At 57.0% G+C, this 26,008-nt stretch carries 22 protein-coding genes; 13 read left to right on the top strand and 9 right to left on the bottom strand.

Annotation, left to right across the window (positions count from 1 at the left end; genetic code table 11):
* Positions 1 to 84: 84 nt before the first annotated feature.
* Entirely contained in the window at positions 85 to 306 is a 222-nt protein-coding gene (locus B9Z45_RS11035; protein WP_108407271.1) for a TIGR02450 family Trp-rich protein, read from the bottom strand.
* 323 nt (positions 307 to 629) lie between these two features.
* On the opposite strand from B9Z45_RS11035, the gene B9Z45_RS11025 reads away from it, so the two are divergent.
* The 3 genes from B9Z45_RS11025 to B9Z45_RS11015 all read left to right on the top strand — a co-directional run bounded on the left by B9Z45_RS11025 (position 630) and on the right by B9Z45_RS11015 (position 3,188).
* Positions 630 to 1,604 carry a tripartite tricarboxylate transporter substrate binding protein gene (locus B9Z45_RS11025; protein WP_108407269.1) on the top strand — a complete coding sequence of 325 codons (975 nt, stop codon included), beginning with the start codon at positions 630 to 632 and terminating at the stop codon, positions 1,602 to 1,604.
* 31 nt (positions 1,605 to 1,635) lie between these two features.
* Positions 1,636 to 2,052: a DUF6641 family protein gene (locus B9Z45_RS11020; protein ID WP_370445831.1), complete on the top strand. Its 417-nt coding sequence runs from the start codon at positions 1,636 to 1,638 to the stop codon at positions 2,050 to 2,052.
* A 167-nt stretch (positions 2,053 to 2,219) separates the two neighbouring features.
* On the top strand, positions 2,220 to 3,188 hold the full coding sequence (locus B9Z45_RS11015; protein ID WP_158270414.1) for a tyrosine-type recombinase/integrase: 969 nt from the start codon (positions 2,220 to 2,222) through the stop codon (positions 3,186 to 3,188).
* A 47-nt stretch (positions 3,189 to 3,235) separates the two neighbouring features.
* On the opposite strand, the gene B9Z45_RS11010 is transcribed toward B9Z45_RS11015, so the two are convergent.
* Together B9Z45_RS11010 and mltB are read right to left on the bottom strand one after the other, a co-directional pair.
* Complete coding sequence (locus B9Z45_RS11010; RefSeq protein ID WP_108407266.1) at positions 3,236 to 3,457, bottom strand: TIGR02450 family Trp-rich protein; 222 nt, start codon at positions 3,455 to 3,457, stop codon at positions 3,236 to 3,238.
* Positions 3,454 to 4,557 carry a lytic murein transglycosylase B gene (gene mltB / locus B9Z45_RS11005; RefSeq protein ID WP_108407283.1) on the bottom strand — a complete coding sequence of 368 codons (1,104 nt, stop codon included), beginning with the start codon at positions 4,555 to 4,557 and terminating at the stop codon, positions 3,454 to 3,456. The genes B9Z45_RS11010 and mltB overlap by 4 nt, the downstream gene beginning before the upstream one ends.
* A 254-nt stretch (positions 4,558 to 4,811) precedes the next feature.
* On the opposite strand from mltB, the gene B9Z45_RS11000 reads away from it, so the two are divergent.
* The 3 genes from B9Z45_RS11000 to B9Z45_RS10990 all read left to right on the top strand — a co-directional run bounded on the left by B9Z45_RS11000 (position 4,812) and on the right by B9Z45_RS10990 (position 7,892).
* The gene (locus B9Z45_RS11000) at positions 4,812 to 5,765 is read left to right on the top strand and encodes a histone deacetylase family protein (RefSeq protein WP_108407265.1); all 954 of its coding nucleotides are present in this window, start codon (positions 4,812 to 4,814) and stop codon (positions 5,763 to 5,765) included.
* A gap of 64 nt (positions 5,766 to 5,829) precedes the next feature.
* Complete coding sequence (locus B9Z45_RS10995; RefSeq protein ID WP_108407264.1) at positions 5,830 to 6,630, top strand: enoyl-CoA hydratase; 801 nt, start codon at positions 5,830 to 5,832, stop codon at positions 6,628 to 6,630.
* Positions 6,618 to 7,892 (top strand): mechanosensitive ion channel family protein, encoded by a 1,275-nt coding sequence (locus B9Z45_RS10990; protein WP_108407263.1) that lies wholly within the window; start codon positions 6,618 to 6,620, stop codon positions 7,890 to 7,892. The genes B9Z45_RS10995 and B9Z45_RS10990 overlap by 13 nt, the downstream gene beginning before the upstream one ends.
* Here the strand turns inward: B9Z45_RS10990 and B9Z45_RS10985 are convergent.
* From B9Z45_RS10985 to B9Z45_RS10975, 3 genes are all read right to left on the bottom strand, one after another.
* A complete protein-coding gene (locus tag B9Z45_RS10985) occupies positions 7,879 to 9,171 on the bottom strand; it encodes a TRAP transporter large permease (protein ID WP_108407262.1) in 1,293 nt (430 codons plus the stop codon). The two genes, B9Z45_RS10990 and B9Z45_RS10985, sit on opposite strands and share 14 nt — an antisense overlap.
* Positions 9,168 to 9,620 (bottom strand): TRAP transporter small permease, encoded by a 453-nt coding sequence (locus B9Z45_RS10980; protein WP_108407261.1) that lies wholly within the window; start codon positions 9,618 to 9,620, stop codon positions 9,168 to 9,170. Before B9Z45_RS10980 ends, B9Z45_RS10985 begins: the two co-directional genes overlap by 4 nt.
* Positions 9,621 to 9,740: 120 nt before the next feature.
* Positions 9,741 to 10,733: a TRAP transporter substrate-binding protein gene (locus B9Z45_RS10975; protein ID WP_255562006.1), complete on the bottom strand. Its 993-nt coding sequence runs from the start codon at positions 10,731 to 10,733 to the stop codon at positions 9,741 to 9,743.
* A 312-nt stretch (positions 10,734 to 11,045) separates the two neighbouring features.
* Between B9Z45_RS10975 and B9Z45_RS10970 the strand changes: the two genes are divergently transcribed.
* From B9Z45_RS10970 to B9Z45_RS10950, 5 genes are all read left to right on the top strand, one after another.
* Positions 11,046 to 11,801: an electron transfer flavoprotein subunit beta/FixA family protein gene (locus B9Z45_RS10970; RefSeq protein ID WP_108407259.1), complete on the top strand. Its 756-nt coding sequence runs from the start codon at positions 11,046 to 11,048 to the stop codon at positions 11,799 to 11,801.
* Between the two features lie 2 nt (positions 11,802 to 11,803).
* Positions 11,804 to 12,736 carry an electron transfer flavoprotein subunit alpha/FixB family protein gene (locus B9Z45_RS10965; RefSeq protein WP_108407258.1) on the top strand — a complete coding sequence of 311 codons (933 nt, stop codon included), beginning with the start codon at positions 11,804 to 11,806 and terminating at the stop codon, positions 12,734 to 12,736.
* A gap of 65 nt (positions 12,737 to 12,801) precedes the next feature.
* The gene (locus B9Z45_RS10960) at positions 12,802 to 14,592 is read left to right on the top strand and encodes an acyl-CoA dehydrogenase (protein ID WP_108407257.1); all 1,791 of its coding nucleotides are present in this window, start codon (positions 12,802 to 12,804) and stop codon (positions 14,590 to 14,592) included.
* Positions 14,593 to 14,724: 132 nt separating this feature from the next.
* A complete protein-coding gene (locus B9Z45_RS10955; RefSeq protein WP_108407256.1) occupies positions 14,725 to 15,678 on the top strand; it encodes a nitronate monooxygenase family protein in 954 nt (317 codons plus the stop codon).
* Positions 15,679 to 15,744: 66 nt separating this feature from the next.
* Entirely contained in the window at positions 15,745 to 16,836 is a 1,092-nt protein-coding gene (locus B9Z45_RS10950; protein WP_158270413.1) for an acyltransferase, read from the top strand.
* Here the strand turns inward: B9Z45_RS10950 and cphA (B9Z45_RS10945) are convergent.
* Both cphA (B9Z45_RS10945) and cphA (B9Z45_RS10940) read right to left on the bottom strand, forming a co-directional pair.
* Positions 16,831 to 19,401: a cyanophycin synthetase gene (cphA, locus tag B9Z45_RS10945; RefSeq protein WP_108407254.1), complete on the bottom strand. Its 2,571-nt coding sequence runs from the start codon at positions 19,399 to 19,401 to the stop codon at positions 16,831 to 16,833. The genes B9Z45_RS10950 and cphA (B9Z45_RS10945) overlap by 6 nt on opposite strands.
* Before the next feature lie 47 nt (positions 19,402 to 19,448).
* Entirely contained in the window at positions 19,449 to 21,623 is a 2,175-nt protein-coding gene (gene cphA / locus B9Z45_RS10940; protein WP_108407253.1) for a cyanophycin synthetase, read from the bottom strand.
* A gap of 167 nt (positions 21,624 to 21,790) precedes the next feature.
* Between cphA (B9Z45_RS10940) and B9Z45_RS10935 the strand changes: the two genes are divergently transcribed.
* Both B9Z45_RS10935 and B9Z45_RS10930 read left to right on the top strand, forming a co-directional pair.
* Positions 21,791 to 24,103 carry an ABC transporter ATP-binding protein gene (locus B9Z45_RS10935; RefSeq protein WP_108407252.1) on the top strand — a complete coding sequence of 771 codons (2,313 nt, stop codon included), beginning with the start codon at positions 21,791 to 21,793 and terminating at the stop codon, positions 24,101 to 24,103.
* On the top strand, positions 24,100 to 24,564 hold the full coding sequence (locus B9Z45_RS10930) for a DUF1854 domain-containing protein (RefSeq protein ID WP_108407251.1): 465 nt from the start codon (positions 24,100 to 24,102) through the stop codon (positions 24,562 to 24,564). The genes B9Z45_RS10935 and B9Z45_RS10930 overlap by 4 nt, the downstream gene beginning before the upstream one ends.
* A gap of 18 nt (positions 24,565 to 24,582) precedes the next feature.
* On the opposite strand, the gene B9Z45_RS10925 is transcribed toward B9Z45_RS10930, so the two are convergent.
* The gene (locus B9Z45_RS10925) at positions 24,583 to 25,947 is read right to left on the bottom strand and encodes an MBL fold metallo-hydrolase RNA specificity domain-containing protein (protein ID WP_108407282.1); all 1,365 of its coding nucleotides are present in this window, start codon (positions 25,945 to 25,947) and stop codon (positions 24,583 to 24,585) included.
* Positions 25,948 to 26,008: the final 61 nt, after the last annotated feature.

Below are 26,008 nucleotides of genomic sequence, written 5' to 3'. Positions count from 1 at the left end.
CACCAGCGCTTGCGCACATGGGTTTGTTGCTGGCAGTTGCTGACGTGAAGTAAGACACTGTCACTGCTGCCGGCTTAGGGTCCGTCAAACCCAACCCTGCCGCCACACGCTGTCGTCCTGCAGCTCGCGCCAAGCGATGACTTGGGTGGCTTTGGAGAATACGGCTTCGATTTCCACCAGATCGATTGGGTCGGTGGGCTGCTCAGGTTGGATCACCCGACTGACCAAAAAGTGTTTTTGCTTGGCCACAGGTTTAACAGCAGTCCACTTGCTCAGCAGCAGTTTTTTGGGGTTCAGAGGGTTCATGACTATGTTGAGTGTGTGTCAGAGTAGCTGATGAAGGAAGATAAAAACGCCATGATGGTGATATCGATTGGGACATTGATCGTTCATGAGCCTGATTGGCAGTTTGCCTCACGCTGGGCCTGGAGGTTAGCTATAAATTTCAAGTTCAGGTTACCCCGGATGAGACATCCAATGGCTGAAGCTGCAGTAAACGGCTACTTACAAGCCGCTGCAAAGTGGGTGTGACACGTAAGCCATCTGCTTTAAAAAAGGGTGTGAAAATCTAAAGTATGCTGATTTCGTTGTGAAATCATGTGTTTGATTTGTCAATTTTGAGGTCCTCCATGCTCAACCGTCGCCAATTGATTCAAAGTGCCGTCGGCGTGGGATTGCCTGCCACCACGTTGTGGGCGCAGACCAGCTATCCCAGCAAACCCCTCAAGATCGTTGTACCGTTTGGTGCCGGCGGAGTGGCCGATCTGACCGCCAGGGCTGTGGCCCAGAAATTGGCCGAAGGCTTGGGCCAGCCCGTTGTGATCGACAATCGACCCAGTGCAGGAGGCATCGTGGCGGGCGAGATTGTGGCAAAGGCGGAACCCGATGGCTACACCTTGTTGCTGATGTCTAACGGCACCGCTGTGAGCGCAGGATTGTTCAAGACCTTGCCCTTCAATCCTCGAAGCGACTTTGCACCCGTCTCTTTGTTGGGCTTGTTCGACATGGCGGTGGTCGTGCCCGAAAATTCTCCTTTCAAAACCTTGTCTGATCTGATTGCGTTTGGCCGTGCCAACCCCGTTAAGCTGAACATAGGAACCATCAATATCGGCAGCACACAAAATTTGGCCGCAGAATTACTGCGCACGCAGGCCAACTTGATTGCTCAGATCGTGCCCTACAACGGCACACCCGCTGTCATCAACGCACTGCGCGGTGGTCAGATTGATGCGGCTGTGGAGATCTTGGGCCCTATGAAACCCCAAATCAACGCCAAAGCCGTTCGATTACTGGGCGTGATGGGTGAAAACCGACCCAAAGACATGCCACAGACTCCCACTGTTCGAGAACTGCCTGGCCTGAGTAACTTCAACGTGTCCTCTTGGAACGCGCTGGCGGCACCGGCCAAGACACCCAAAGCCGTAGTGGATCGCCTGAGCCAGGAAGTGGCCAAAGTGCTGGCCCAGCCTGAGATGGTGCAACGCCTTGCCGGGTTCAACGTGCAGGCCAAAGCCAGCAACCCCACTCAATTGGCGCAACTGTTGGACAGCGACATCAAGCGCTGGAGTGATGTGATCGCCAAGGCAGGGCTAACGCCGCAGTAAGTCGGCGGTGGCAACCCTCACAAGTCTCAAGTTGAGCACAGCCGTCAAACCTACACATATGCCTGCTGTCCATGTGCGGCGTAACAAAATGTCTCGACGCTTGTGTGAGCGGATAGAACTGGCCCGTGCACAGCAGGCTGGCAACGAATTTGCACCAGTCAAGCTGCGTTCGTATGTGGACAAAGACACGGGCTTTCGTCGGCAGGTGGAATCGACCAAACGAGTCAAGCTATGGTGGTTTACTGCTGACAACGGCAAGCTGACCATGAATGTTCGCTACGGTGCTCGCGTGATCGAACTGGCAAAAGGCAAAAATTCAATCGAGATCGGAAGCAATGATCAACTGGTGCCCACATTGGAGTTGATCTTAAAGGCAGTGGAAGCAGGGGAGTTGGACGCACAAATTGAAGCTGCCGCTATCAAGCTCCGCGAAGGCTTTGGCAAGTGACATGTGGTTGCACGGCAGCAATCAAGCTGTCGTGTGAGCATGAAATTCGAGCCTAGTTACTGACACCCAAGCCAATGCCTTATAGATCAAGCTTTTGACACAAAGCCATGACCAACAATCTTCAAGTCATCACAGACAACTACATCGATACACGCATCATCAAGCGGGTGGCCATCAACGGCGTGGAATTTGATGAAGAGCTCCTAGCTGGACTTGTTGCCAAGCACATGAGCCAGCGAGGACACCTCAAGCAGCCAACATTGACAACGGCGTTTGAGATCTACATGCATGAAAAGTCAGCGGCAAGTCGTAAGAAGTTCCGTGATAACGCCACGCGAGATTTCAATTACTTTCTGGCCCAGTTTGGTGACTTGACCTTGCAAGAGCTGCGGCATTCACATGCCACCAAGTATCGTGACGCACAGATAGCACGGGGGCTGAATCCCACATCTGTTCGCAAGCACTTTGCCACGCTGAATTCCATGCTGAACTTGTCCTTTAAACATTTGGACATTGATCGCCTGAGCCCATTTCGTGGTCTGCACATTCCAGGGGAGGGCGAGGTCAAACGCTATATGCGCAAGATCACTCCCGAGCTGCTGCAATCGGTCAAGAGCCGCTTGTTGAACCGCAGAACGCCATACAAGCTGCTGGCCTTGGTTCAGCTGAACACAGGATTTCGTTTGTCCGAGCCCTTGTTTGCCAGAAGAGATGACTTGGTGCTGGACCATGAAATTCCGCATTTGTGGATTCGCAGGAACAGTCTGTCCGACAGAAAAACCAAGTCCAGCGTCCGCGCAGTTCCGCTTGTGGGCGTGTCATTGCAAGCGGCTCGGGAATTGCATGACTTGTCAGTGTTGGCCAGCAGTGAATGGCTCGTGCCGCGATATGCCAAAGAGAACGGCAACGCCAGTTGTTCCGCTATCATCAACAAGCATCTTCGTGATTTGGAGTTTCGCAGTCACATGTTCAGGCACGCCTTGATCGACAGGCTCAAGGCCTGCAACGATGTTCCCACTCGCCTGGCGGAAAGTATTACTGGACACTCAAGCGGCGGGTCTGACTTCAACACATACGGCACAGTGGGTTACACGTTGGAGCAAAAGCGTGATGTGCTCATGCGAGTGTTGGTTTGAGGTATGTGTGGTTGCCTTGTAAGACACTTTCACGGCTGTTGAGCTAATCAAACCCAACCCTGCCGCCACACGCTGTCGTCCTGCAAGTCACGCCAGGCAATCTCCTGCACAGTCTTAGAAAACACCGACTCAATTTCCACCCGCTCAATCGGGTCGGTGGGCAACTCAGGTTGAATGACTCGGCTGACCAAAAAGTGCTTTTGCTTGGCCACGGGTTTGACCGCCGTCCACTTGGTCAGCAGCAGTTTTTTGGGGTTCAGCGGGTTCATGGCCTGCTTTGCATTTCCCGTGTCACCGCCTCGGCCAGATCAATCACCGCCATCGCGTAATAACTGCTCCAGTTATAGCGTGTGATGGCATAAAAGTTTTCGGTGCCCGCCACGTAGCTGGGCGCGTTGCTGCCGTTGCGCAACTCAATCAATGCCAGTGGCCCCTCGTGTTGCAGGGCCGCCCCCTCTAGCGCAGCACCTTTACCCACAAAACTGGCTACGCTGAAGGTGGGCAAGATGTCCGGGGCCATCAGACTGTCCATGTCGGTCTGGCCTGGGGTCAAGATCACAGGGTAATGCGTGGGCATGCCGGTGCGCCACTGGAAGGCCTTGAAGTAATTGGCCACCGAGCCGATGGCATCGGCGGGGCTGCCAAACAAGTCGATGCGGCCATCGCCATCAAAGTCGATGGCAAATTTGGTCCAGCTGGATGGCATGAACTGTGGCAGGCCCAAGGCACCAGCGTAACTGCCACGGATGGCCAAGGGGTCTACACCGCTGCGGGATGTCAATTGCAAAAATTGCTCCAACTCGCTGCGGAAAAAAGCCTGGCGTTCAGTGGCTCTGGGGTGGGCCAGTGGAAAATGAAAGGCCAAAGTGCCCAGTGCATCCACCACACGAAAGTTGCCCGTGTTTTGGCCATACAGCGTTTCGACGCCAATGATGCCGACGATGATCGATGCCGGCACGCCATATTCCCGTTCGGCGCGCTCGAGCGTTTTTCGGTGTCTGAGCCAGAACTGCAGTCCCGCCTGAATGCGCACCGGCTCAATAAAGCGTGCACTGTAAGCGCCCCAGTCCTTGGCCACAGGGCTGGCAGCTGGAAGCACCAGCTTTTCCACAAAGGGCAGGCGTTGGGCCTGGTCCATGGTTTTCTGTACCCAACCTGGGTCGAGTTGCAACCGACTCGCTGCATCCTGAGCCCACAGTGAGACTTCAGGGTTCTGGTTCAGGCGGGAACCCGGTGCCGCATGGATTTTTTTACTGGTTTGTTTGCGGCTGGCCGTTGATTGCGTGGTTTTTTTCTTGAGCTTCTTGTTCGCTTGCTGTGTCTGTTTGTCTGGCTTGGCTTGGGGGCTTTGCGCATGGGCAGTGGTCATATGTGCCAGTCCAAAAGCCAGACAGAGCAGACCATTCAAGATGGCCTTCAGACCTTGCAGATTGATTTTGTGCGAGGGGCGTAAGAAAAAATTCATGTGGCGTTTAGTTTAAGGGTGCCGGGGCCTGCGTGCTGCCGTGGTCTGCGTGCCTAGGGGTCTGTGCTTGCCGTGATAAGCTGAAACCCATCAATGGGCAGTAATTCTAAAAAATAACAAGGCTCACATTGAGCTGAGCATGCAGGAAGACAAACCGTATGGGTGCCACAGGTTATTTCACACATCCCACTTGCTGGAAGCACGAAATGGGCGCAGGGCATCCCGAATGCCCGGAGCGTCTGGGTGCCATCGAAGACCGGTTGCTGATCAGTGGCGTGGACATGGCTTTGCAGCGCAGAGAGCCGGGACCCGCGGCATTGGCTGACATCGAATTGGCCCATGGGCGCATGCACGTGGCGGCCTTGCGAGGCCTAGGTGATGTCTTGCGCGAAGACATGGCTGCAGGCGGCCCCTCGCACACCGCACTGGACCCCGACACGCTGATCAATGTCCACACCTGGGAAGCGGCTTTGTTGTCGGCAGGCGCTGCCATCGATGCCACCGACGCCGTGCTGGCAGGCGAGCTCGAAAACGCTTTTTGTGCTGTGCGCCCCCCTGGGCACCATGCCTGTCGAGACAAGGCTATGGGCTTTTGCTTTTTCAATAATGTGGCCATTGCCGCCAAATATGCGCTGGAGCGCCATGGCCTGAAAAGGGTGGCGATTGTGGACTTTGACGTCCACCACGGCAACGGTACCGAGGACATCGTCGCAGGCGACGACCGCATCCTGATGGTGAGTTTTTTCCAACATCCGTTTTACCCCGAAGGCGGCTCGCAATCAACAGCGGCCAACCTGGTTAACTTGCCCGTGCCGGCTTACACCAAGGGCATGGATATCCGAGAGCTGATCGACACGATGTGGATGCCCAGGCTGGAGGCGCACCGACCCGAGCTGATTTTCATCAGCGCTGGTTTTGACGCGCACCGCGAAGATGACATGGGGCAGATGGGCCTGGTGGAGCAGGATTACGCTTGGATCACCCGGCGAATCAAGGATGTGGCACTGCGCCACGCCCAGGGCCGCATCGTCAGTTGCTTGGAAGGCGGCTACAACCTCAGTGCCCTGGGGCGCAGTGTGGAGGCACACCTGCGTGTGCTGGCCGATGTTTGAAAAAATCACCCTTGTCTGCCTCTGAAAAGGGCGCCAGCCTTTGGGTTTGGGCACAATCAGGCGCATGACCGATTCCATTGCCCCAACCCCAACAGATTTGCTGTTGCACCAGCGTGATGCCCGCGGTGTGCACCGGCTGACCCTGAACAGCCCGACCAGCTTCAACACCCTGAGCGAAGCCTTGCTCGATGCGTTGCAGCAGGCCCTCAGTTCGATTGCGCAGGATCAACAAGCACGTGTGGTGGTGTTGGCCGCTACAGGCAAGGCCTTCTGTGCCGGGCACAACCTCAAGGAAATGCGCGCCAGCCCCGAGTTGGGGTATTACCAAAAGCTGTTTGCACAGTGCACCCGCATGATGCTGTCGATCCAGAATTTGCCTGTGCCCGTGATCGCCCGTGTGCAGGGCATTGCCACGGCAGCCGGTTGTCAGTTGGTGGCGCAATGCGATCTGGCGGTGTCGGCCGACAATGCCAGCTTTGGCGTCAACGGCATCGATGTGGGTTTGTTTTGTGCCACGCCCAGCGTGCCGCTTGTGCGCAACATGCACGCCAAGCAGGCCATGGAAATGCTGCTCACTGGTGGTTTCATCTCGGCTGAAGAGGCGCGAAGTCGGGGACTGGTCAACCGCGTGTGTGCAGCCGCCGAGCTGGATACGCAGGTCGATGGGCTGGTCAGTGCCATCCTGGCCAAGCCGCGAGAAGCGGTGCGACTGGGCAAAGCCCTGTTTTACAAACAGCGCGAAATGGGCACGGAAGCGGCTTACCAGTTGGCAGGGCAAACCATGGCCTGCAACATGATGGACGACGTGGCCCAAGAGGGCGTGCAGGCGTTCATCGACAAAAGGCCTCCCTCATGGCGAACATGAAATCCCTCAACATTGCTGACCCGCTGGCTTGGCTGGATGCCTTGGTCCGAGCTGAGTCCATACAGGTGCTGGCCGCATTTGCAGTCTGCGTGGCTTTGGCTTGGCTGGCCGTCTGGCTGGTTCGCCAGGCATTTGCAACACAAGAGCTGTCGGTTTTGCTGGGCAAGCGCTTGATCGATGGGGTTTTGTTTCCAGCCGTTTTGTTGGGCCTGACTTTTGCGGCTCGCACGCTGTTGACGGGTGACCACCCGGTGGCCTTGTTCGGTATTTTGTTACCTGTTTGCATTTCCTTGGCCTTGATCCGATTCGGGGTCAAGGTGCTGCAGGTGGCATTTGGTGCGGCCCCGTTTGTGCGTGTGCTGGAGCGCACCATTTCCTGGATCGCCTGGTTGGCCGTCGTGCTGTGGGTCACGGGCATCTTGCCTCTGGTGTTGGACGAGCTGGACCAGATTCGCTGGAAGATCGGGGGCAGCATGTTGTCGGTGCGCACCCTGATCGAAGGGGGGCTCACGGCTGTTGGTGTCTTGATCATCACGCTGTGGGTTTCTTCGGCACTCGAGTCGCGCTTGCTCAGGTCGGCCACGGGCAGTGACTTGTCTTTGCGCAAAGTCATCAGCAACACAGTGCGGGCCTTGCTGATGTTTGTGGGCTTGTTGCTGGCGCTGTCTTCTGCTGGTATTGACCTGACCGCCTTGTCGGTGCTGGGCGGCGCGGTGGGCGTGGGCATCGGTTTTGGCTTGCAAAAGCTGGCATCCAACTACGTCAGCGGCTTTGTGATTCTGGCCGAACGCAGCATGCGCATCGGGGACATGGTGCTGGTGGACGGATTTGAGGGCCGTATCACCGACATCAAGGCGCGTTACACCGTCATCCGGGCCTTCAATGGCCGCGAATCCATCGTGCCCAATGAAATCTTGATCATCAACCGGGTGGAAAACCTCTCCTTGATGGACCCCAAGCTGGCGCAGACCACCGTGGTGTCGGTGGCCTATGACAGCGATGTGGACCTTGTGCAGCGTTTGCTCATTGAAGCCTGTGAAAGCGAGGATCGGGTTCTGAAAGACCCCGCCCCGAATGCTTTTTTGAGCCAGTTTGGCGCCGATGGCCTGGAGTTCACAGTGAGTTACTGGATCGCCGACCCGGAAAACGGGCAGCTGGCTTTGCGCTCGGCCATCAACATCCTGATTTTGGCCGCACTGCGCCAGCACAAGATCGAGATCCCTTACCCGCAGCGGGTGATGCACATGGTCAATCCATCATAGAAGGCAACCACAGACTGATGGCCGGAAAGGCCAGCAAGATGCCCAAGGTGATGACCAGCACCAGCACCAGGGGCCAGACGCCACGGAAAATGGCACCCAGGCCAACGTGGGGCAGCAAAGTGTTGAGCACAAACAGGTTCATGCCCACGGGCGGCGATATGAGGCCTATCTGAATCACCATCACGATCAGCACGCCGAACCACACGGGGTCAAAACCCAGTTGAACCACAATGGGAAAGAACAGCGGAATGGTCAGTAAAACCATGGTCAGCTCCTCCATCACGGTGCCCAACAAAACATAGATGAGCATCATGGCGGCCACGATCATGATGGGCGAGAGGCCCAAGCCGGTGATCCAGTCCTTGAGCTCAAAAGGCAGGCTGGTGTAGTTGACGAAGTTGGCAAAAATCGTCGCTGCGATCAGAAGTGTGAACAGCATGGCCGTTGTTCGCGCCGACTCAACCAAGACCTGCATCAGTATTTTCAAGGACAGGGCTTTGCGTGCCAGTGCAAACAAAAAAGCGCCCATGGCCCCCATGCCTGCGCCTTCGGTGGCGGTGAAAAAGCCGCCATAAATCCCGCCCAGCACCAACACCACCAAGAGCAGTACGCCCCAGATGCCGCGTACGGCTTTGAGTCGTTCACTCCAGCTGAATTTCTCACCAGCGGGCGCATGTTCCGGGTCGTGCCAAGTCATCAACACCACCGCCAGCATCATCAGGCAGGCCGTCAAAATGCCTGGTAAAACACCGGCAGCAAACAGTTTGCCAATGTGAGTTTCGGTGATGATCCCGTAGATCACCAAAATCGTAGAGGGCGGAATCATGATGCCCAGTGTGCCGCCAGCAGCAATCACGCCGGTTGACATGGCGTCGCTGTAGCCCATTTTTTTCATGGATGGGTAAGCCACTTTGCTCATGGTTGCGGCCGTCGCGATGGACGAACCACAAATGGCACCGAAACCTGCACAGGCAGCGATGGTGGCGTGAGCCAGGCCGCCCTTGCGGTGCCCGATAAAGGTGTAGGCGGCATGAAAAAGCTCATGCGCCAAGCCCGCGCGAGCGACAAAATTACCCATCAAAATGAACAATGGAATCACCGACAAGGTGTAGGCAAAACCCGTTTCGTGCACGACCTGGGCGGTGCTGGCTAAAGCAGGTAGCCAGCCACGCGTCAATCCAATGCCCATGATGCCGACCAGACCCATGGAAAACGCCAAGGGCATGCGCATCAGGGCCAGTACGAAGATGGCCAAAAACCCAAGCAGTGCTTCGGTCATAAAGTGCCTCCCTCGGAAGATTCATCTTCAGTGGGCCAGAAAGCTTTGGCCAGGTGCACGAGACCTGTCAGGCCGCAAAGTACGCCCATGCCTTGAATGAATGGGGCTTTGGCAATTTTGAGTTGTGCAGTGGTTTCTCCGGCGGCGGCAAAGTCAGCGCCTGTGGACCACATCAAATAAGCCAAAGCGAGCATCAATGCAGCACAGGCCAATTGAATCAGCTCTTGCTGGATTTTTTGCACATAGCGGGGCAACAACACGTCCAAAGAGTCAAACACCACATGTTCCCCTTTGAGCGAGACCAAGGGCAAAGCGCCGAAGATGACGACCACCATGAGCAATTCGGTGACTTCCAATGAACCGGGGATCGACTGTGACCAGATTTTTCGGCCACTGACATCCAGAAAAGTCAGCACCATGATGGCAAACAAGGCCAGAGCAGAGAGCATTCCGCAAATGGTTTCAATTTTTTTTTCAACTTGCCGTCCATAAAAAAACGGTATTTGCTGGTTGGGCAAATACCGCTGGGGTTTCCCATTCACCAGGCGATTGACCTGGGGAATGCGCGATTACTTTTGCTTTTGCAACTTGGCAATTTCAGCACGGAATTCTGACAAGGTGCCAGATGGGTCTTTCAAACCTTTGGCTTTGGCACCTTGAGCCCAATCCCGCTCCAGTTTGCTGACACGAACGGTAACACCGCTGACGAAGTTGTTGTCGGCTTTGATGACTTTCACGCCATTTTTCTGCATGTTGGTCAAAGCCAGGTCATCCACACGGTCCCAGGCTTTGCCAAAGCGCCTGGCAACGGCTTCACCCGAAAGCTCGTCCACGATTTTTTTGTCTTCGGCCGAGAGGCTGTTGTATTTGGCCGGGTTCATCATGAAGACAAAACTGGTGTTGTACAGACCGCCAGGAAACTGGGTGGCGTGTTTGATGATCTTGTCGATCTTGAAAGAGTCTGTGGATTCGGCAGGGAACAGCGTGCCATCCATCACGCCGCTGGAGAGCAATTCGTAGGATTCGGGTGCAGGCTTAAGAGTGACGTTCATGTCAAGAGTTTTAGAGATCTCATTGACCATACCGCCGCCCACCCGGAACTTCAGGCCCGAGAGGTCTTCCACGCGGGTGATGGGTTTTTTGGTATTGAACACGATGCCTGGGCCGTGGGTGAAATATCCCAGAACTTTCACGCCTTGGTGCTCGGCAGCGAACTCGGGGTATTTGCTGGCAATGCGGTTGAAAGCCACCGACAAGGGTTCTGCCCGGTCACCCAGAAAAGGAAACTCAGCGATTTGCGAAAGAACAAATCGTCCTGGCGTATAGCCGTGGACGGTGAAAGACACATCAACCAATCCATTTTTCACAGCATCGAAAGTGCCTGGAGCAGGCGTGACAGCCCGGGGCAGGATGTTGCAACGAACACGGTTAGATGTTTTGGCTGCCAAGTCATCGCACCATTCTTTTTGAGACATCGACAGCCCGTGCGTGGGGGGCACCCAGCTTGACACGGTCAAGACTGTTTGTGCTTGAGCAAGTCCAGTGAAGCTTGCTAGGGCCATAGCGGCTGCGTAAACCAAAGAATTTCTCATCAGATTGCTCCAGTTAATTGTTACAAAACATCATCGTATTACGGATTTTTCGACGCCAAATTTAATGGTAATCCTGATTCACCTACCGATTGGTCGGTGAATTCCCGGGGGTAGGATGTTGTAAATCTAAAAAAGTACGTTGTAAAATTCGAACGACCGTGCTTTTTTGGTGCGTTTGTACCTTTTTAAAAGTCTTTTGATGCACAATTGACGTTTACGTAACGTCAACGAAATCGTGGCGTTTTAAGGCACTTGCGTTTTGATATCAATGGAGATGTTTTCATGAAAATTCTCGTTCCCGTCAAGCGGGTGGTGGACTACAACGTCAAGGTGCGCGTCAAGTCTGATGGGTCGGGCGTAGACATCGCCAACGTCAAGATGAGCATGAACCCTTTTGACGAAATCGCCGTGGAAGAAGCTGTGCGCCTGCGAGAAAAGGGTCTGGCCACCGAAGTCATCGCTGTGTCTTGTGGCGTGGCCCAGTGCCAGGAAACCCTGCGCACGGCCATGGCCATTGGTGCGGATCGCGGCATCCTGGTTGAAACCCCCGCTGACCTTGACTTGCAGCCCTTGGCAGTGGCCAAGTTGCTCAAGGCATTGGTGGACAAGGAGCAGCCCGGTCTGATCATCTTGGGCAAGCAAGCCATTGACGACGATTGCAACCAGACGGGCCAGATGCTGGCGGCGCTGGCTGACCTGCCGCAAGCCACCTTTGCCAGCAAGGTCGAGATCGTGGATGGCAAAGCCCAAGTCACTCGTGAAATCGATGGTGGCTTGGAGGTGCTGTCCATCAGCCTGCCCGCGGTGGTGACCACCGATTTGCGCTTGAATGAGCCGCGTTATGTGACGCTGCCCAACATCATGAAGGCCAAGAAAAAGCAGATCGACAACTACAAACCCGAAGACCTCGGCGTGGATGTGTCGCCCCGTATCAAGACCCTCAAAGTGGTGGAGCCTGCCAAGCGCAGCGCAGGCATCAAGGTGCCCGATGTGGCCACCCTGGTCGATAAATTAAAAAATGTTGCAAAGGTAATCTGACCATGACCGCACTCGTTATTGCAGAACACGACAACGCTTCGATCAAGGGCGCCACCTTGAACACCGTCACTGCCGCTGCCGCTTGCGGCGGAGATGTGCATGTGCTGGTGGCTGGACACAATGCTGCCGCTGCTGCCGCAGCCGCTTCCACCATCGTGGGCGTGTCCAAGGTGATCCACGCTGACAACGAAAGTTTGGCGCATGGCCTGGCCGAAAACGTCGCCGCACAAGTGTTGGCCATTGCTGGCAACTACAGCCACATCCTGTTCCCAGCCACAGCTGCGGGCAAAAACGTGGCGCCCCGCGTAGCTGCCAAGCTCGACGTAGGCCAGATCAGCGATGTGACCCAGGTCATCTCGACCGACACGTTCGAGCGCCCTATTTACGCAGGCAATGCGATGGCCACCGTGCAGAGCACCGATGCGACCAAAGTGATCACCGTGCGCACCACTGGTTTTGATCCCGCTGCCGCGAGCGGTGGCCATGCCACTGTGGAAGCTGTTGCGGCCCTGGCTGACAGCGGCAAGAGCGCGTTCACGCGCAGCGAGATCGCCAAGAACGACCGCCCTGAACTGACCGCAGCCAAGATCATCGTGTCTGGTGGCCGGGCCTTGGGCAGTTCGGAAAAATTCAATGAAATCATGACGCCGCTGGCCGACAAGCTGGGCGCTGCCATTGGTGCCAGTCGTGCGGCAGTCGATGCCGGATACGCTGCCAACGACCTGCAAGTGGGTCAGACCGGCAAGATTGTTGCGCCGCAACTGTATGTGGCTTGTGGCATCTCAGGTGCGATCCAGCACCTGGCGGGCATGAAGGATTCCAAGGTGATCGTGGCGATCAACAAAGACCCTGAGGCCCCGATCTTCAGCGTGGCCGACTTCGGCCTTGAAGCCGACTTGTTTGCTGCTGTGCCTGAGTTGACTCAGTCGCTCTGAGCTGTGCCGCAGGCCACCACCTGCATGGCGCATTCAACCTTTCATAAGACGCACGGAGATAAATCATGAGCTACATCGCACCCTTGAAAGACATGCTTTTCAACATCGAGCATCTGGCCCGCATTGATCAGATTGCGCAGATTCCCGGCTTTGAGGATGCCGGGCTGGAAACCGCGCAAGCCGTGCTCGAGGAGTGTGCAAAGCTCAACCAGGACGTGATCTCGCCCCTGAACTGGGAGGGTGACAAAAACCCTTCGTTTCACAACGGCAGCGGCGTGACCACCACACCCGGGTTTAAGGAGGCTTATCAGCAATATGCGCAAGGCGGCTGGCAAGGGCTGCAGCATCCCACTGACTTTGGCGGGCAGGGCTTGCCCAAAACGATTGGCGCGGCCTGCGGTGAAATGCTCAATTCGGCCAACATGGCTTTTGCCTTGTGCCCATTGCTCACCGATGGCGCGATCGAAGCCTTGATCACGGCGGGCTCGGACGAACTCAAAGCCATTTATCTGGAAAAATTGATCTCAGGCCAATGGACTGGCACCATGAACCTGACCGAGTCTCAAGCCGGATCCGACCTGGCCGCAGTAAGAACCCGGGCTGAACCGCAGCCCGACGGCACATTCAAAATTTTCGGCACCAAGATCTACATCACCTACGGTGAACACGATATGGCCGAAAACATTGTGCATTTGGTGCTGGCCCGGGTGCTGGGCGCACCCGAAGGCGTGAAGGGCATCAGCCTGTTTGTTGTCCCCAAGTTCATGGTCAAGTCCGATGGCTCGCTGGGCGATCGCAACGATGTGCATTGCGTGAGCATCGAACACAAGATGGGCATCAAGGCCAGTCCTACTGCCGTTTTGCAATTTGGTGACCACGGTGGTGGCGTTGGCTTTCTGGTGGGGCAGGAAAACCGTGGCCTTGAGTACATGTTCATCATGATGAACGCTGCCCGCTATGCGGTGGGTGTGCAGGGCATTGCGATTGCCCAGCGCTCGTACCAGCGTGCTGTGCAATACGCTCGCGACCGCGTGCAAAGCCGCCCGGTCGATGGCAGTTTGCCTGCCGCTGGCCCGATCATTCACCATCCGGATGTGCGCCGCATGCTGATGACCATGCGCGCCTACACCGAAGGCTGCCGCGCCATGGCTTCCACGGCGGCGGCTGCCTACGATGCTTCGCACCACCATCCCGATGCCGAGGTGCGTCAGCAAAACCTGGCCTTCTACGAATTCATGGTGCCACTGGTCAAGGGCTACAGCACCGAGATGAGCTTGGAAGTGACCAGTCTGGGCGTGCAGGTGCATGGCGGCATGGGCTTCATCGAAGAAACCGGTGCAGCCCAGTACTACCGAGACGCGAAGATCCTGACCATCTACGAAGGCACAACCGCCATCCAGGCCAATGACCTGGTAGGCCGCAAAACCTCCCGCGACGGGGGGCAGACCGCCAAAGCCCTGGCAGGCCAGGTGGCACAGACCGAGGCCAATTTGATGGCGTCGCCCAATGCCGATGCGCAGGCGGTGGCCAAACGCCTGAAAGCAGCCCGAGAAGCCTTCATCGATGTGGTCGAATTCGTGGCCGGCAACACCAAAGCCCATCCGAATGATGTGTTTGCAGGCAGCGTGCCCTACCTGATGCTGGCGGGAAATCTGATGGCGGGCTGGCAGATGGGCCGGGCCTTGCTGGTGGCGCTCACGCCTGAAGCGAAGGCACAAGACGCCGATTTCATGGCTGCCAAAGTGACCACAGCCCGTTTTTACGCTGACCACATCCTGTCCAAAGCCCCAGGCATCCGCGACAGCATTGTCGAAGGTGCGACCAGCGTGACAGCGATGGCGCTCGAGGCGTTCTGACCGAAGCTTGTTCAGACCTGCGTGTCGGCATTTTTGAGGTCGACACGCAGACCATTTCAGTCGCAGTGTCCCGATGCTGACAAGTATTTGCATATCGGCTCCAGACAATCACCCATCTCTCTGAGGTTAAACATGTCCAAGCTCCCTCCCGTTTTGTCGAATCTGCCATTTCCGGTCATCGCATCGCCCCTGTTCATCATCAGCAACCCCAAGCTGGTGATTGAACAATGCAAGGCGGGTGTGGTCGGCTCCATGCCTGGATTGAATGCACGTCCTGCTGCCCAATTGGACGAGTGGCTGGCCGAGATCACCGAAACCTTGGCCGCCTACAACAAGGCCAACCCTGACAAGCCCGCTGCGCCGTTTGCCATCAACCAGATCGTGCACAAGAGCAACGACCGTCTGGAGCACGACATGGCCATGTGCGTGAAGTACAAGGTGCCCATCATCATCACCTCGCTGGGTGCGCGTGAAGAAATCAATGCCGCAGCGCACAGCTATGGCGGCGTGGTGCTGCACGACATCATCAACAACAAGCACGCGCGCAAAGCGATTGAAAAAGGTGCTGACGGCTTGATCGCTGTGGCCGCAGGTGCAGGCGGTCATGCGGGTGTAAAAAGCCCGTTCGCGCTGATTCAGGAAATCCGTCAATGGTTCGATGGCCCGGTGGCTTTGTCAGGCTCTATTGCCTCAGGCGATGCCATTTTGGCGGCCCAAGCCATGGGTGCAGACTTTGCCTACATTGGTTCTGCCTTCATTGCCACCCTGGAGGCGCGGGCGGCAGAAGATTACAAGCAAGCCATTGTGGACAGCAATTCCGATGACATCGTCTACAGCAACTTGTTCACCGGCGTGCATGGCAATTACCTGGCACCGTCCATTCGAGCAGCAGGCCTCGACCCTGACAACTTGCCTGAATCCGACCCGACCAAGATGAACTTTGGCGGCGACGCCAAAAAAGCCTGGAAAGACATTTGGGGTTGTGGCCAGGGTATCGGTGCCATTACCGCCATACAGAGCACAGCAGAGCTTGTGGCCAAATTCAAGCGCGAGTACCAGGCAGCGCGTGCAAGGTTGGCACTTTGATGATCGGGTCGGGATCTGAAAACACTGGATTCCACGGTTGAGCAGCGCCCTTCGGGGCGCTCTTTTTTGCCGGATGCACTGAAGGCTGCAGGTTGCATCCTGATCGTTTTGCACCATTTGGCCTTTTACGGCCCCATGTCGGATGTGGTGATGCTGGCTTGGCCGACATTGATCGGCTGGTTTTATGACCACGGGCGATTGGCTGTCCAGGTGTTTCTGGTGTGCTCAGGCTTTTTGATGGCCGCTGCATTGACGCCCGCCCAATCACTCGGTTGGTCGCAGGCTAGGAAGATGGCTGGGTGGCGTTACATGCGGCTGGTGATCCCGCTGTTGGCCGCTTTGAGCGTGACGGTGCTCTTGTCTGAATACTTGCGGGCTGATCACGTGATTTCGCATCTCTCGGCGACACCCGACTGGCCCACTGCATTGGCCCATCTTTTGCTGCTCCAGCATGTGTTGGATATCGAGGCCCTGTCTGCTGGTATCTGGTATGTCGCGATAGATTTTCAGCTTTATTGCATCGCTTTGCTGACGATGCTTGGGGCCTCAAAAATGGTGCTGCGTTACCCAGGACTGAACCTGGACAACGTGCGTTGGCAACTTTGGCTGGGTTTGACCTTGGGGTCTTTGATTGTCTGGAATCTGAACGACGATCTGGATGACTACGGCGTGTATTTTTGGGGCTCTTACGGCATGGGCATGCTGGCGTACAGTGCTCGGCAAAGTCGCATGGTCCTCAAGGGTTGGTGGGTGTTGGTGGCGTTGGGTTTGTTTGTACTGTGGGTGGATCCACGTTGGCGGATTGCCGCAGCCTGGGGCTGTGCTTTGCTGCTGGCGGCAGCGCCACAACCGTGGTTTTCAGGTGAAAGGGTGACCCTGGGCATGCGCCTCGCCGTCCAGTGGCTTTCCAGGGTGTCTTATTCGGTGTTTCTCATCCATTACCCTGTCAGTCTGGTGGTCAGTGCCGTGGTCACGGCTTACTGGCCCGAGGCGCTGACAGCCAATGCAATGGGGATGGCTGTTTCTGTGCTGATGTCTGTCTGGGCAGGCTACATGCTCAACAGCTTGACAGAGCGCCAACCGCAAAATTTCAGGCACTTGTTTGTGTGGAGCCTGATCTTCATGGCCAGTGTGGCACTGGCCATGAGTGGGTCATGATGCTGCTTTGACCTTCTCGGTGATGTAGGCCAAAGCCTCTTCGACCTGGTCGATCAGAATCAGGCACAAATCGCCAGGCGACAAGCGGGACAGCGCTGTGTCGATCGCATTGAACTCCCCCTGAATGTCTTGTACATGGGTGGTTCTTGCAGCACCCTGCAAACCTTCGCGCAGCAATCGAATGACCTCGCCATCTGCGCGCCCACGTTGGCAGGCATCCTGGTAAAGCAAGACTTCGTCGAAAGCCTGACCCAGAATTTTGGTTTGGTCGCGTATGTCCTGATCGCGTCTGTCGCCAGCGCCGCTGATGACCACCAAGCGTTTGTGGGCCGGCATGTTGTCGACCGCTTGCACGAGGGCCTGTATGGCGTCCGGGTTGTGGCCATAGTCCGCGATCAAGGTAGCACCGCGGTAGTCAAACACGTTGAACCGACCCGGCACACCTCGAATGTCGCTGATGAAAGTGGCGACACCTTGGGCAATCGTATCCCACGGCACACCCACTGCCCAGGCAGCACCAATGGACGCCATTACGTTTTCAGTCTGAAAGCCGATTTGGCCTTGCCGGGTAATGGGCACCTGGGAAAGCGGAATGCGGAAAATCTGTTTGCCTTTTTGAGCCACGATCTGGCCGTCTTCTGTGAACACCACACGTTTGCCTTGGGCGCGGTGAGTCGCCAAAACGGGCTGGTTGGCATCCAGCGCAAAAAAGGTCACATCGCCAGGGCAGTGCGGTGCCATCATGGCCACGGCAGGATCTGCTGCGTTGAGCACGGCCATGCCGTTGTGCTCTACGTTGAGCACGATCACGCGTTTGAGAACAGACAAGTCTTCCAGCGTCGTGATGTAGTTCAGGCCCAGGTGATCACCGCCGCCCAGATTGGTCACGATGGCCACGTTGCATCGGTCAAAGGCCAAGCCTTCGCGCAGCAGGCCGCCACGGGCAGTCTCGAACACCGCAGCATCCACATCGGGGTGCATCAACACGTTACGTGCACTGCGGGGGCCGCTGCAGTCACCCGAGTCGGTCTGGCGGCCGTTCACATACACACCATCGGTGTTGGTCATGCCAACGCGCAAACCTTTGGCTTTCAGCAAATGGGCCGTCAGACGCACGGTGGTTGTTTTGCCGTTGGTGCCTGTGACTGCAATCACAGGAATACGGCCTGTTGCGCCGTTGGGGAACATCTGGTCGATCACGGCATTGCCCACATCGCGGCCCTTGCCATAAGAAGGACTGATGTGCATGCGCAAGCCCGGGGCCGCATTGACTTCGACGACGCCCCCGTTTTGGTCTTCCAGTGGGCGCAAAACGGATTCACACACCACGTCAACGCCACAAATATCCAGCCCTACCATCTGAGCCGCTTCAATGACTCTGGCGGCGACTTCAGGGTGCACATCGTCGGTCACATCTGTGGCACTGCCCCCCGTAGACAGGTTGGCGTTGTTGCGCAAGATGACCCGGCGCCCCTTCTCGGGCACCGATTCGGGTTCGAGATCCTGGGCATGCAAGCGGCCAATCGCAATGTCGTCAAACCTGATCTTGGTCAGCGAGGTGGAGTGACCCGTGCCGCGGCGGGGGTCAGCGTTGACCAGATCCACCAGTTGGCGCACCGTGTGTTTGCCATCGCCCACCACCAAGGGGGGCTCACGGCGAGCCGCAGCAATCAGTTTGTTGCCCACCACCAGCAGTCGGTAATCGTGGCCCGGCAAAAATTTCTCGACCATGACGGTGCCGTAACGCTCGGCAGTGGCATAGGCTTTGTCAAAAGCTTCACGCTCGGTGATATTGACGGTGACACCTTTGCCCTGGTTGCCATCCTGCGGCTTGACCACAACGGGAAAGCCCACTTCCTTGCCGATGGCCCAGGCTTCTTCGAGGGTCTGTGCTGGGCGGCCCAAGGGCACGGGCACCCCGGCTGCGTGCAGCAGCTTTTTGGTCAGGTCCTTGTCTTGGGCGATGGATTCGGCGATCGCACTGGAGGCGTCAATTTCAGCAGCTTGAATACGCCGTTGTTGAGAGCCCCAGCCAAATTGCACCAAGCTGCCATCGGTCAAGCGTCGCAAGGGAATCCCTCTGGCGACAGCTGCGTCTACGATCGAGCCTGTGGAGGGACCCAGGCGCACATCTTCGTCCAGTTCATGGAGTTTCGCCAATGCGCTTTCCAGATCAAAGCCTTGACCGACTGTGGCAGCCCTGCAAAGTTGTTCGGCCAGTTCAAGCGCCAAACGGCCTACAGCCTCCTCGGAATACTGCACAACGACTTGGTAGACGCCCGACTCTTCGGTGGCGGTGGTGCGACTGAAGGTGACAGGGCAGCCCGCGTGTGCTTGCAAAGCCAGTGTGACTTTTTCCAGAGCATGCGCCATCGACGGCGACTGTCCGGGACGGCTGCCGTCAATGGGCCCGACCTCCGGAAAGATGCGCCGCAGTCGCTGCTCGATGGGGTGGTTGGGCAAGAGGCTGCGTTCGGCCTCAGGACATGTGACGATCGCCTCCATGGCCGTGTGACGGCTCCACAAATTGGGGCCGCGCAGTGCGCGTATTCTTGACACTTCCATGAAGCATTGTTCCTGTGATGAGCTAAGGCCGAAGGGCTTGTCGAATATCAATGAGAGTTGTTCTGGCCAAAGCTTTTGACACCGGCACGGATCAAATCCATGCTGATGTCCAGGGCCCATGCAACGCTGGCGGCGACCAGCATGTCATCGGAAGTGAGCCGACCTTCCTGCAACAGGCGCGAAACTGCGGGGCGCTTGTTGGACAGGACGAGGGCTTCACGTTGACCTTCACTCAAAACCAACTGCCCATCACGCCAGAAGGCAATCCGTCCGCCTTCCGTCCAATGGGCCAAAAGGCGAGGGTTTTTTTCGTCGTCGGCATAAAAAATCACGCTGCCATCGCAATAGCGGCTCAGATCGGCCACTTGGGGGTCAGCGGCATTCAGCACGGCTGTGCCACTAGGCAGAACCACGTCAATTTGCGTGCGGACATAGTCCGGCATTTTTTCGTCATTACCGGGGTATAAATCCTCCAGACCCTGGGCCTTGGGCATGCGCGTGATCACGCCAACCTGGCAGCGGTCATAAGGAAAACCTTCGGTCAGCAAATGGCGGATATCGCTTTCAAAAACGGCTGTTTGAACCGACCGGTTGATCAGCAGTCGTTGGGCATTGTCCCAGTCCATGCCACCTTCGCTTTGCAGTTTGCGCTGGTTCATGAACAAGCCGTCTGCACAGGCCAGGCCGGTGTACAGACCCTTGAGGTGCAAAAGCCAAGCCACCAATTGGGCAGGGCGTGTGGTATCCCCATCGCCGATGAGACCAATCACCGGAATCCGCCCGGTGTCCGTGGGTTTGAACAAATGGTTGGCAATGGCTTGCCCAACAGGTCGCGGCTTGCCTACGGCGGGCTTCAGGTGCATCAGCAAACCCGGGCCTGCATTGACCTCGACAATCGCGCCCCCTTGCGCAGCCAGCGGCCGGGAAATGTCTTGTGCAACCAGATCGACACCGGCGATGTCCAGGCCCACCACGCGTGCAGCCAGCACGGCTTGCGCGGCCAATTCGGGATGCACTTCATCCGTGACATCCAGGGCCATATTGCCAGTGCGCATGATGAGCACGGACCGGCCTTTTTCTGGCACGCTGTCGGCCGTCAGGCCCTGGCGCTTGAGTTCCAGTACCGAGGTGGTGTGCTCTTCCAACCGGATGGTGTCAAGTGGGTAATCTTCTTCTTCGCCACGGCGGGGGTCGGAGTTGATCTGAAGCTCGATCAGCTGCGCAATGGTGTGATCACCATCGCCCACCACGCTGGCAGTCTCGCCTTTGTTGGCAGCAGCCACATGGTCACCCACCACCAACAGGCGGTGCTCTTCACCCAGGATGAATCGCTCCACCATGACTTCGCTGCCCTCTGCCAGGGCAATGCCGTAAGCGGCTTCGATGTCTTCTTGTTTAGTAAGCTCGAGTGAAACGCCACGCGCGTGGTTGCCATCGGTGGGTTTCACGCACACGGGCAAGCCAATGTCTTGCGCCGCCTCCCAGGCCGCAGCAGGGCTGTCTACGATTTGGCCTTGGGGTACGGGAACGCCGCACATGCTGAGCAACTTTTTGGTCAGGTCCTTGTCTTTGGAAATGCCTTCGGCAATCGCGCTGGTGCGGTCGGTTTCGGCTGTCCAGATGCGGCGCTGCTGGGCGCCATGGCCAAGTTGCACCAGGTTACCGTCGTTCAGACGGATGGCGGGGATGCCGCGGTCACTTGCTGCGTCCACGATGCTGGCCGTGCTGGGACCGATGCACAGGCTGTCGACCATTTGCTTGAGTCGGTTGACTTCGGCTTTGACGTCGAAGGGGCGGTCTTCGATGGCGGCCAGGATCAGGTCACGGGCGGTCTCCAGCGCGCTGCGGCTGACGGCTTCATGGCGCGTGCGGATCACCACTTTGTAGATGCCTCTGGGTCCTGCTTCGCGGGCTTTGCCAAACCCGGTTTGCATGCCGGCCTGGGTTTGCAACTCCAGGGCGACGTGTTCCAGAACGTGGCCAGACCAGGTGCCCTCTTCAAGGCGTTGCAAAAATCCCCCGCGTTCGCCCACGCTGCAGCGGTGCTCGATCATCCCCGGCAGCCATGCCGTCAAGCGTTGGTTAAACCCCGGTAAGGTGTTGGAGGGAAAGTCTTCCAGGGCACCAATGTCGATCAGCGCCTCTATGACAGGGCGGTATGTCCAAATGTTGGGCCCGCGCAAATGGGTCATGCGCAGAAATTGGATGGTTTTGGCGTTCATGAATGAAAAGGGCGGCTATACAATGATCGGCCCATCATGGCGCTGGTGGATTGCTCTGAATTCAAAAAATACATGGGCAGTTCATGTGCAGTCATGGGCTACATCAGTGGTTGTTTTTTGTCTCGTCGGCCGTCACGGTCGTTCGAGTCGTTTCCGGTTCATCCCTCATGACATCAACTTCTTCTTTGGCCTGTGCATCCCGTCAGGTGCTTCCCGACGCTTGGCAGGTTGAAGTCCATTCTTGTCTGCTGCCTGAAGAAAACGCAACAGCCTGGCTGGAGGTTGACCTTGACGGCAGTTTGCAATTCGCCAAAAGTGCCATCATTTTGACCGATCAGCGGGTCTTATCCCGGGCTGAGGGTGAAAAAAACTGGTCCAGCTGGGCTTTGCAGCCGGATTTGTCGCTCAAGCTCACTGACCATGCGGGTGTGGGTTGCCTGGCATTGACCTCCCCTCAGGGACAATTGGTGGTTTGGCGCTTCACTCTGGGGCTGCAGGCTGCGGTGGCCCGCTGGGCGGCGCAGTTTGAAAGTCAGATGGTGCAACTGGGTCAGCCATCAGAGGGCCGCCCTTTGCAAAATGTGCTGTCCGGCTCGATCTGTCCGGTTTGTCAGGCCGTGATGTCCGATGAAGATGAAGAATGCCCCAGCTGTGGTCGGGCAGATCTGGCGCCCCCATCGACCTGGACCCTGTTCAAGCTGTGGCGCTTTGCCAAGCCTTACCAAGGTTCGCTGCTGGCGGGATTCTTGCTGACTTTGGCAGCGACGGCAGCAACTTTGGTGCCGCCCTACCTGACCATGCCCCTGATGGATGACATCCTGATCCCTTACCAAAATGGCAAGACCATCGATCCGGGGCTTGTTTCTCTGTACCTTTTGGGGCTGCTGGGCTCTGCCTTGTTGGCATGGGGGCTGGGTTGGGCCAAAACTTACATATTGGCTTTGGTGTCGGAGCGCATTGGCGCCGATTTGCGCACAACCACTTACGAGCATTTGCTGAAACTCTCGCTGGAATATTTTGGTGGACGGCGTACAGGCGATCTGATTGCCCGAATCGGCAGCGAGACCGATCGAATCAACGTGTTCATATCGCTCCACCTGCTGGACTTTGCGACCGACGTGTTGATGATCTTGATGACAGCCATCATTTTGTTCACCATCAACCCGACCTTGGCCCTGGTCACCTTGTTGCCCTTGCCTTTCATCGCCTGGTTGATCCATGTGGTGCGCGAGAAGCTGCGGACCGGCTTCGAGAAGATTGACCGCGTCTGGGCTGAAGTGACCAACGTGCTGACCGACACCATTCCAGGCATCCGGGTGGTCAAGGCTTTTGCGCAGGAAGACCGCGAAGCCCAGCGTTTCAAGGACGCCAACCAACACAACCTGCTGGTCAACGACCGCTTGAACCGGGTGTGGTCGCTGTTTTCTCCCACGGTGACCTTGATGACCGAGATCGGTTTGCTGGTGGTCTGGGGCTTCGGCATCTGGCTGGTCTCGGACGACCAGATCACGGTGGGTGTGCTGACCGCTTTTCTGGCCTATATCGGCCGCTTTTACGGCCGCCTTGATTCAATGAGCCGGATTGTCTCGAACACTCAAAAGGCGGCTTCTGGCGCCAAGCGGATTTTTGACATCCTCGACCACGTCTCCAGCGTGCCCGAGCCCCTCAAACCCGTGGCTTTACCCACCCCAGTGCAAGGCCACATCACGGTGCGCGATGCAGGCTTTCGCTACGGCAACCGCGCGGTGATCCGGCAACTCAACCTCGATATACAACCCGGGCAGATGATTGGGCTGGTTGGCCACAGTGGTTCGGGCAAGAGCACGCTGGTCAATTTGATCTGCCGTTTTTACGACCTGACTGAAGGCACGATTGAGCTGGACGGAACCGACATCCGGCAATTGAAAGTGGCCGATTACCGCCGACAAATTGGCTTGGTGCTGCAAGAACCTTTCTTGTTCTTTGGCACGATCGCCGACAACATCGCTTACGGCAAACCCGAGGCGAGCCGTGAAGACATTGTGGCGGCCGCACGTGCCGCCCATGCCCACGAATTCATCTTGCGCATGCCACAGGGCTACGACTCGCTGGTGGGTGAGCGTGGACAGGGTTTGTCGGGTGGTGAGCGCCAACGCATTTCGATTGCAAGGGCTTTGCTGATCAACCCGCGCATTCTGATTCTGGACGAGGCGACTTCGGCCGTGGACACCGAAACCGAAAAGGAAATTCAAAGGGCCTTGGACAACCTGGTGCGTGGGCGCACCACGATTGCGATTGCGCACCGGCTGTCTACCTTGCGCAAGGCCGATCGCCTGGTTGTCATGGACAAAGGGGTGGTGGTGGAAGAGGGCACACACGATGCGTTGATCGAGGCGCAAGGCGCTTATTGGCGTCTGTATGAAGCCCAACAACGGCAAGCTGAAACCGAAGCGGTTTTGGGTGGCAGCATCGAAGTCACAGCGCAAAAGGTGAGTGTATGAACCCGTTTGATCTGCAACGCGATGCCTTTGGCCGCTGGGTTCTGCAAATGCCCGATGGCACTCGCCATGTCCCGGTCACGGCTTTGCGCGCTTATCCCGTGTCAGCACCTGACGCAGGTGTGGCACTGATGGACGCTGAAGGTCATGAAATTGTCTGGATCGAGTCGCTGACCCAGCTCGATCCGCCATTGCGTTTGCAGGTTCTTCAAGCCTTGAACGAGCGCGAATTTTTGCCCGAAATTCTTCAGTTGACCGATGTCAGCAGCTTTGCCACACCTTGCACCTGGACGGTCGTCACCGATCGGGGTGTCACACAGTTCTTGCTCAAGGGCGAAGAAGACATACGGCGCCTAACAGGCACCGTGCTCTTGGTCAACGATGCCAATGGGGTTCAATTCATGATCCGCGACCTGGCGGCCATGGACAAAAACTCGCGCAAACTGCTCGACCGATTCCTCTGAATTGCTTGGAACAGCGGTTCAAAGCGGCCAGACTGAGCCGTGCTCGGGCACCAGTGCACGCCACTTGATTTCGTGCTCGATGCGCTGGCGCAGCATGTCCGAGCCCTCGCGCTCGCCATGCACCACATACACCTGCCCCGGGGCACTGGGCATTTTGTGCAGCCAGCTCAACAACTGGTTGGCATCGGCATGTGCGGATGCCGATTCGATCTGCACCACTTCGGCCCGCACGGTCACGTCTTGCGCATGAATCCGAATGGTGCTGTGACCACTGGCCAGCGCCGCGCCACGGGTGCCTGGAGCCTGATAGCCGGTCAGGATGACCATGTTGCGGTGATCGCCGGCGTATTGCATCAGATGGTGCAATACCCGCCCACCCGTGGCCATGCCACTGGCCGCCAGGATGACCATGGGGCCGTGTCGGTGCAGCAATGACTTGGACTGCTCGGGCGTCTCCAACATGGTGGCCACATAGTCCATATTGCGGACTTCTTGCACACTCAGGCGGTGTTCGCCGGGATGGCGCTCAAACAAGGCCGTGGAATGAATGGCCATGGGGCTGTCCAGAAAAATGGGCAGGCCCTTGGGAATTTGCCCGGCAGCCTTGAGCTGCGCAATGGTGTGCAGCACAGCTTGCGCCCGCCCTACGGCAAACACCGGCACCACCGCCACGCCGCCGCGTGCGGCCAGCTTGTGCAAAAGGGGGCCGAGTTCTTCAAACAGTTTTTCCTTGGGGTGCTGGCGATCGCCATAAGTCGATTCGATCAAGACGGTATCTGCCTGAGGTGGCGGCTCTGGCGGGTTCATCAAAGGGTCGTCAGGACGGCCCAGATCACCCGAAAACAAAACGCGCCGACCGCCTATATCGAGCAGCAAACTTGCTGCCCCCAGAATGTGTCCCGCCGACTGAAAGCGCGCCTTCCAGCCGCGAATCGGCTCAAACCACTGGCCTTGTTTTTCAGCGTGCAATTGTTTCAAGCTGTGGATGGCCTCTTGCTTTGTGTACAGCGGCAGGGCCGGGGCGTGTTTGGAGAAGCCGTGACGGTTGGCAAAAAATGCGTCTTCTTCTTGAATGTGCCCACTGTCTGGCAGCAAGATGCTGGCCAGATCGCAAGTGCCCGATGTGGCATGCACCCGGCCCCTAAAGCCGTTTTTGATCAGCAAGGGCAGGTAGCCGCTGTGGTCCAGATGCGCATGGGTCAGGACCACGGCCTGAATGTCGCCAGGCACCACGGGCAAGGGGTTCCAGTTGCGCAAACGCAGTTGTTTGTAGCCCTGAAACAAGCCGCAATCCACCAGCAAGCGCTGGTGATTGTGTTCGATCAGGTACTTGGAGCCGGTCACGGTGTCGGCTCCGCCCAGGAAGGTGATGGTGGCGCTCATGTTTGCATGTTGCACCTCAATCAAAAAGGCGGTTTGACGCAAGTCAAACCGCCTTTCAGTA

Origin of the sequence: Limnohabitans sp. 2KL-17 (assembly GCF_003063415.1) — a bacterium.
Classification (GTDB): Bacteria; Pseudomonadota; Gammaproteobacteria; order Burkholderiales; family Burkholderiaceae_C; genus Limnohabitans_A.
Note: the sequence above shows the minus strand (reverse complement) of the source record. Positions and strands in the feature narration are given on the sequence as shown.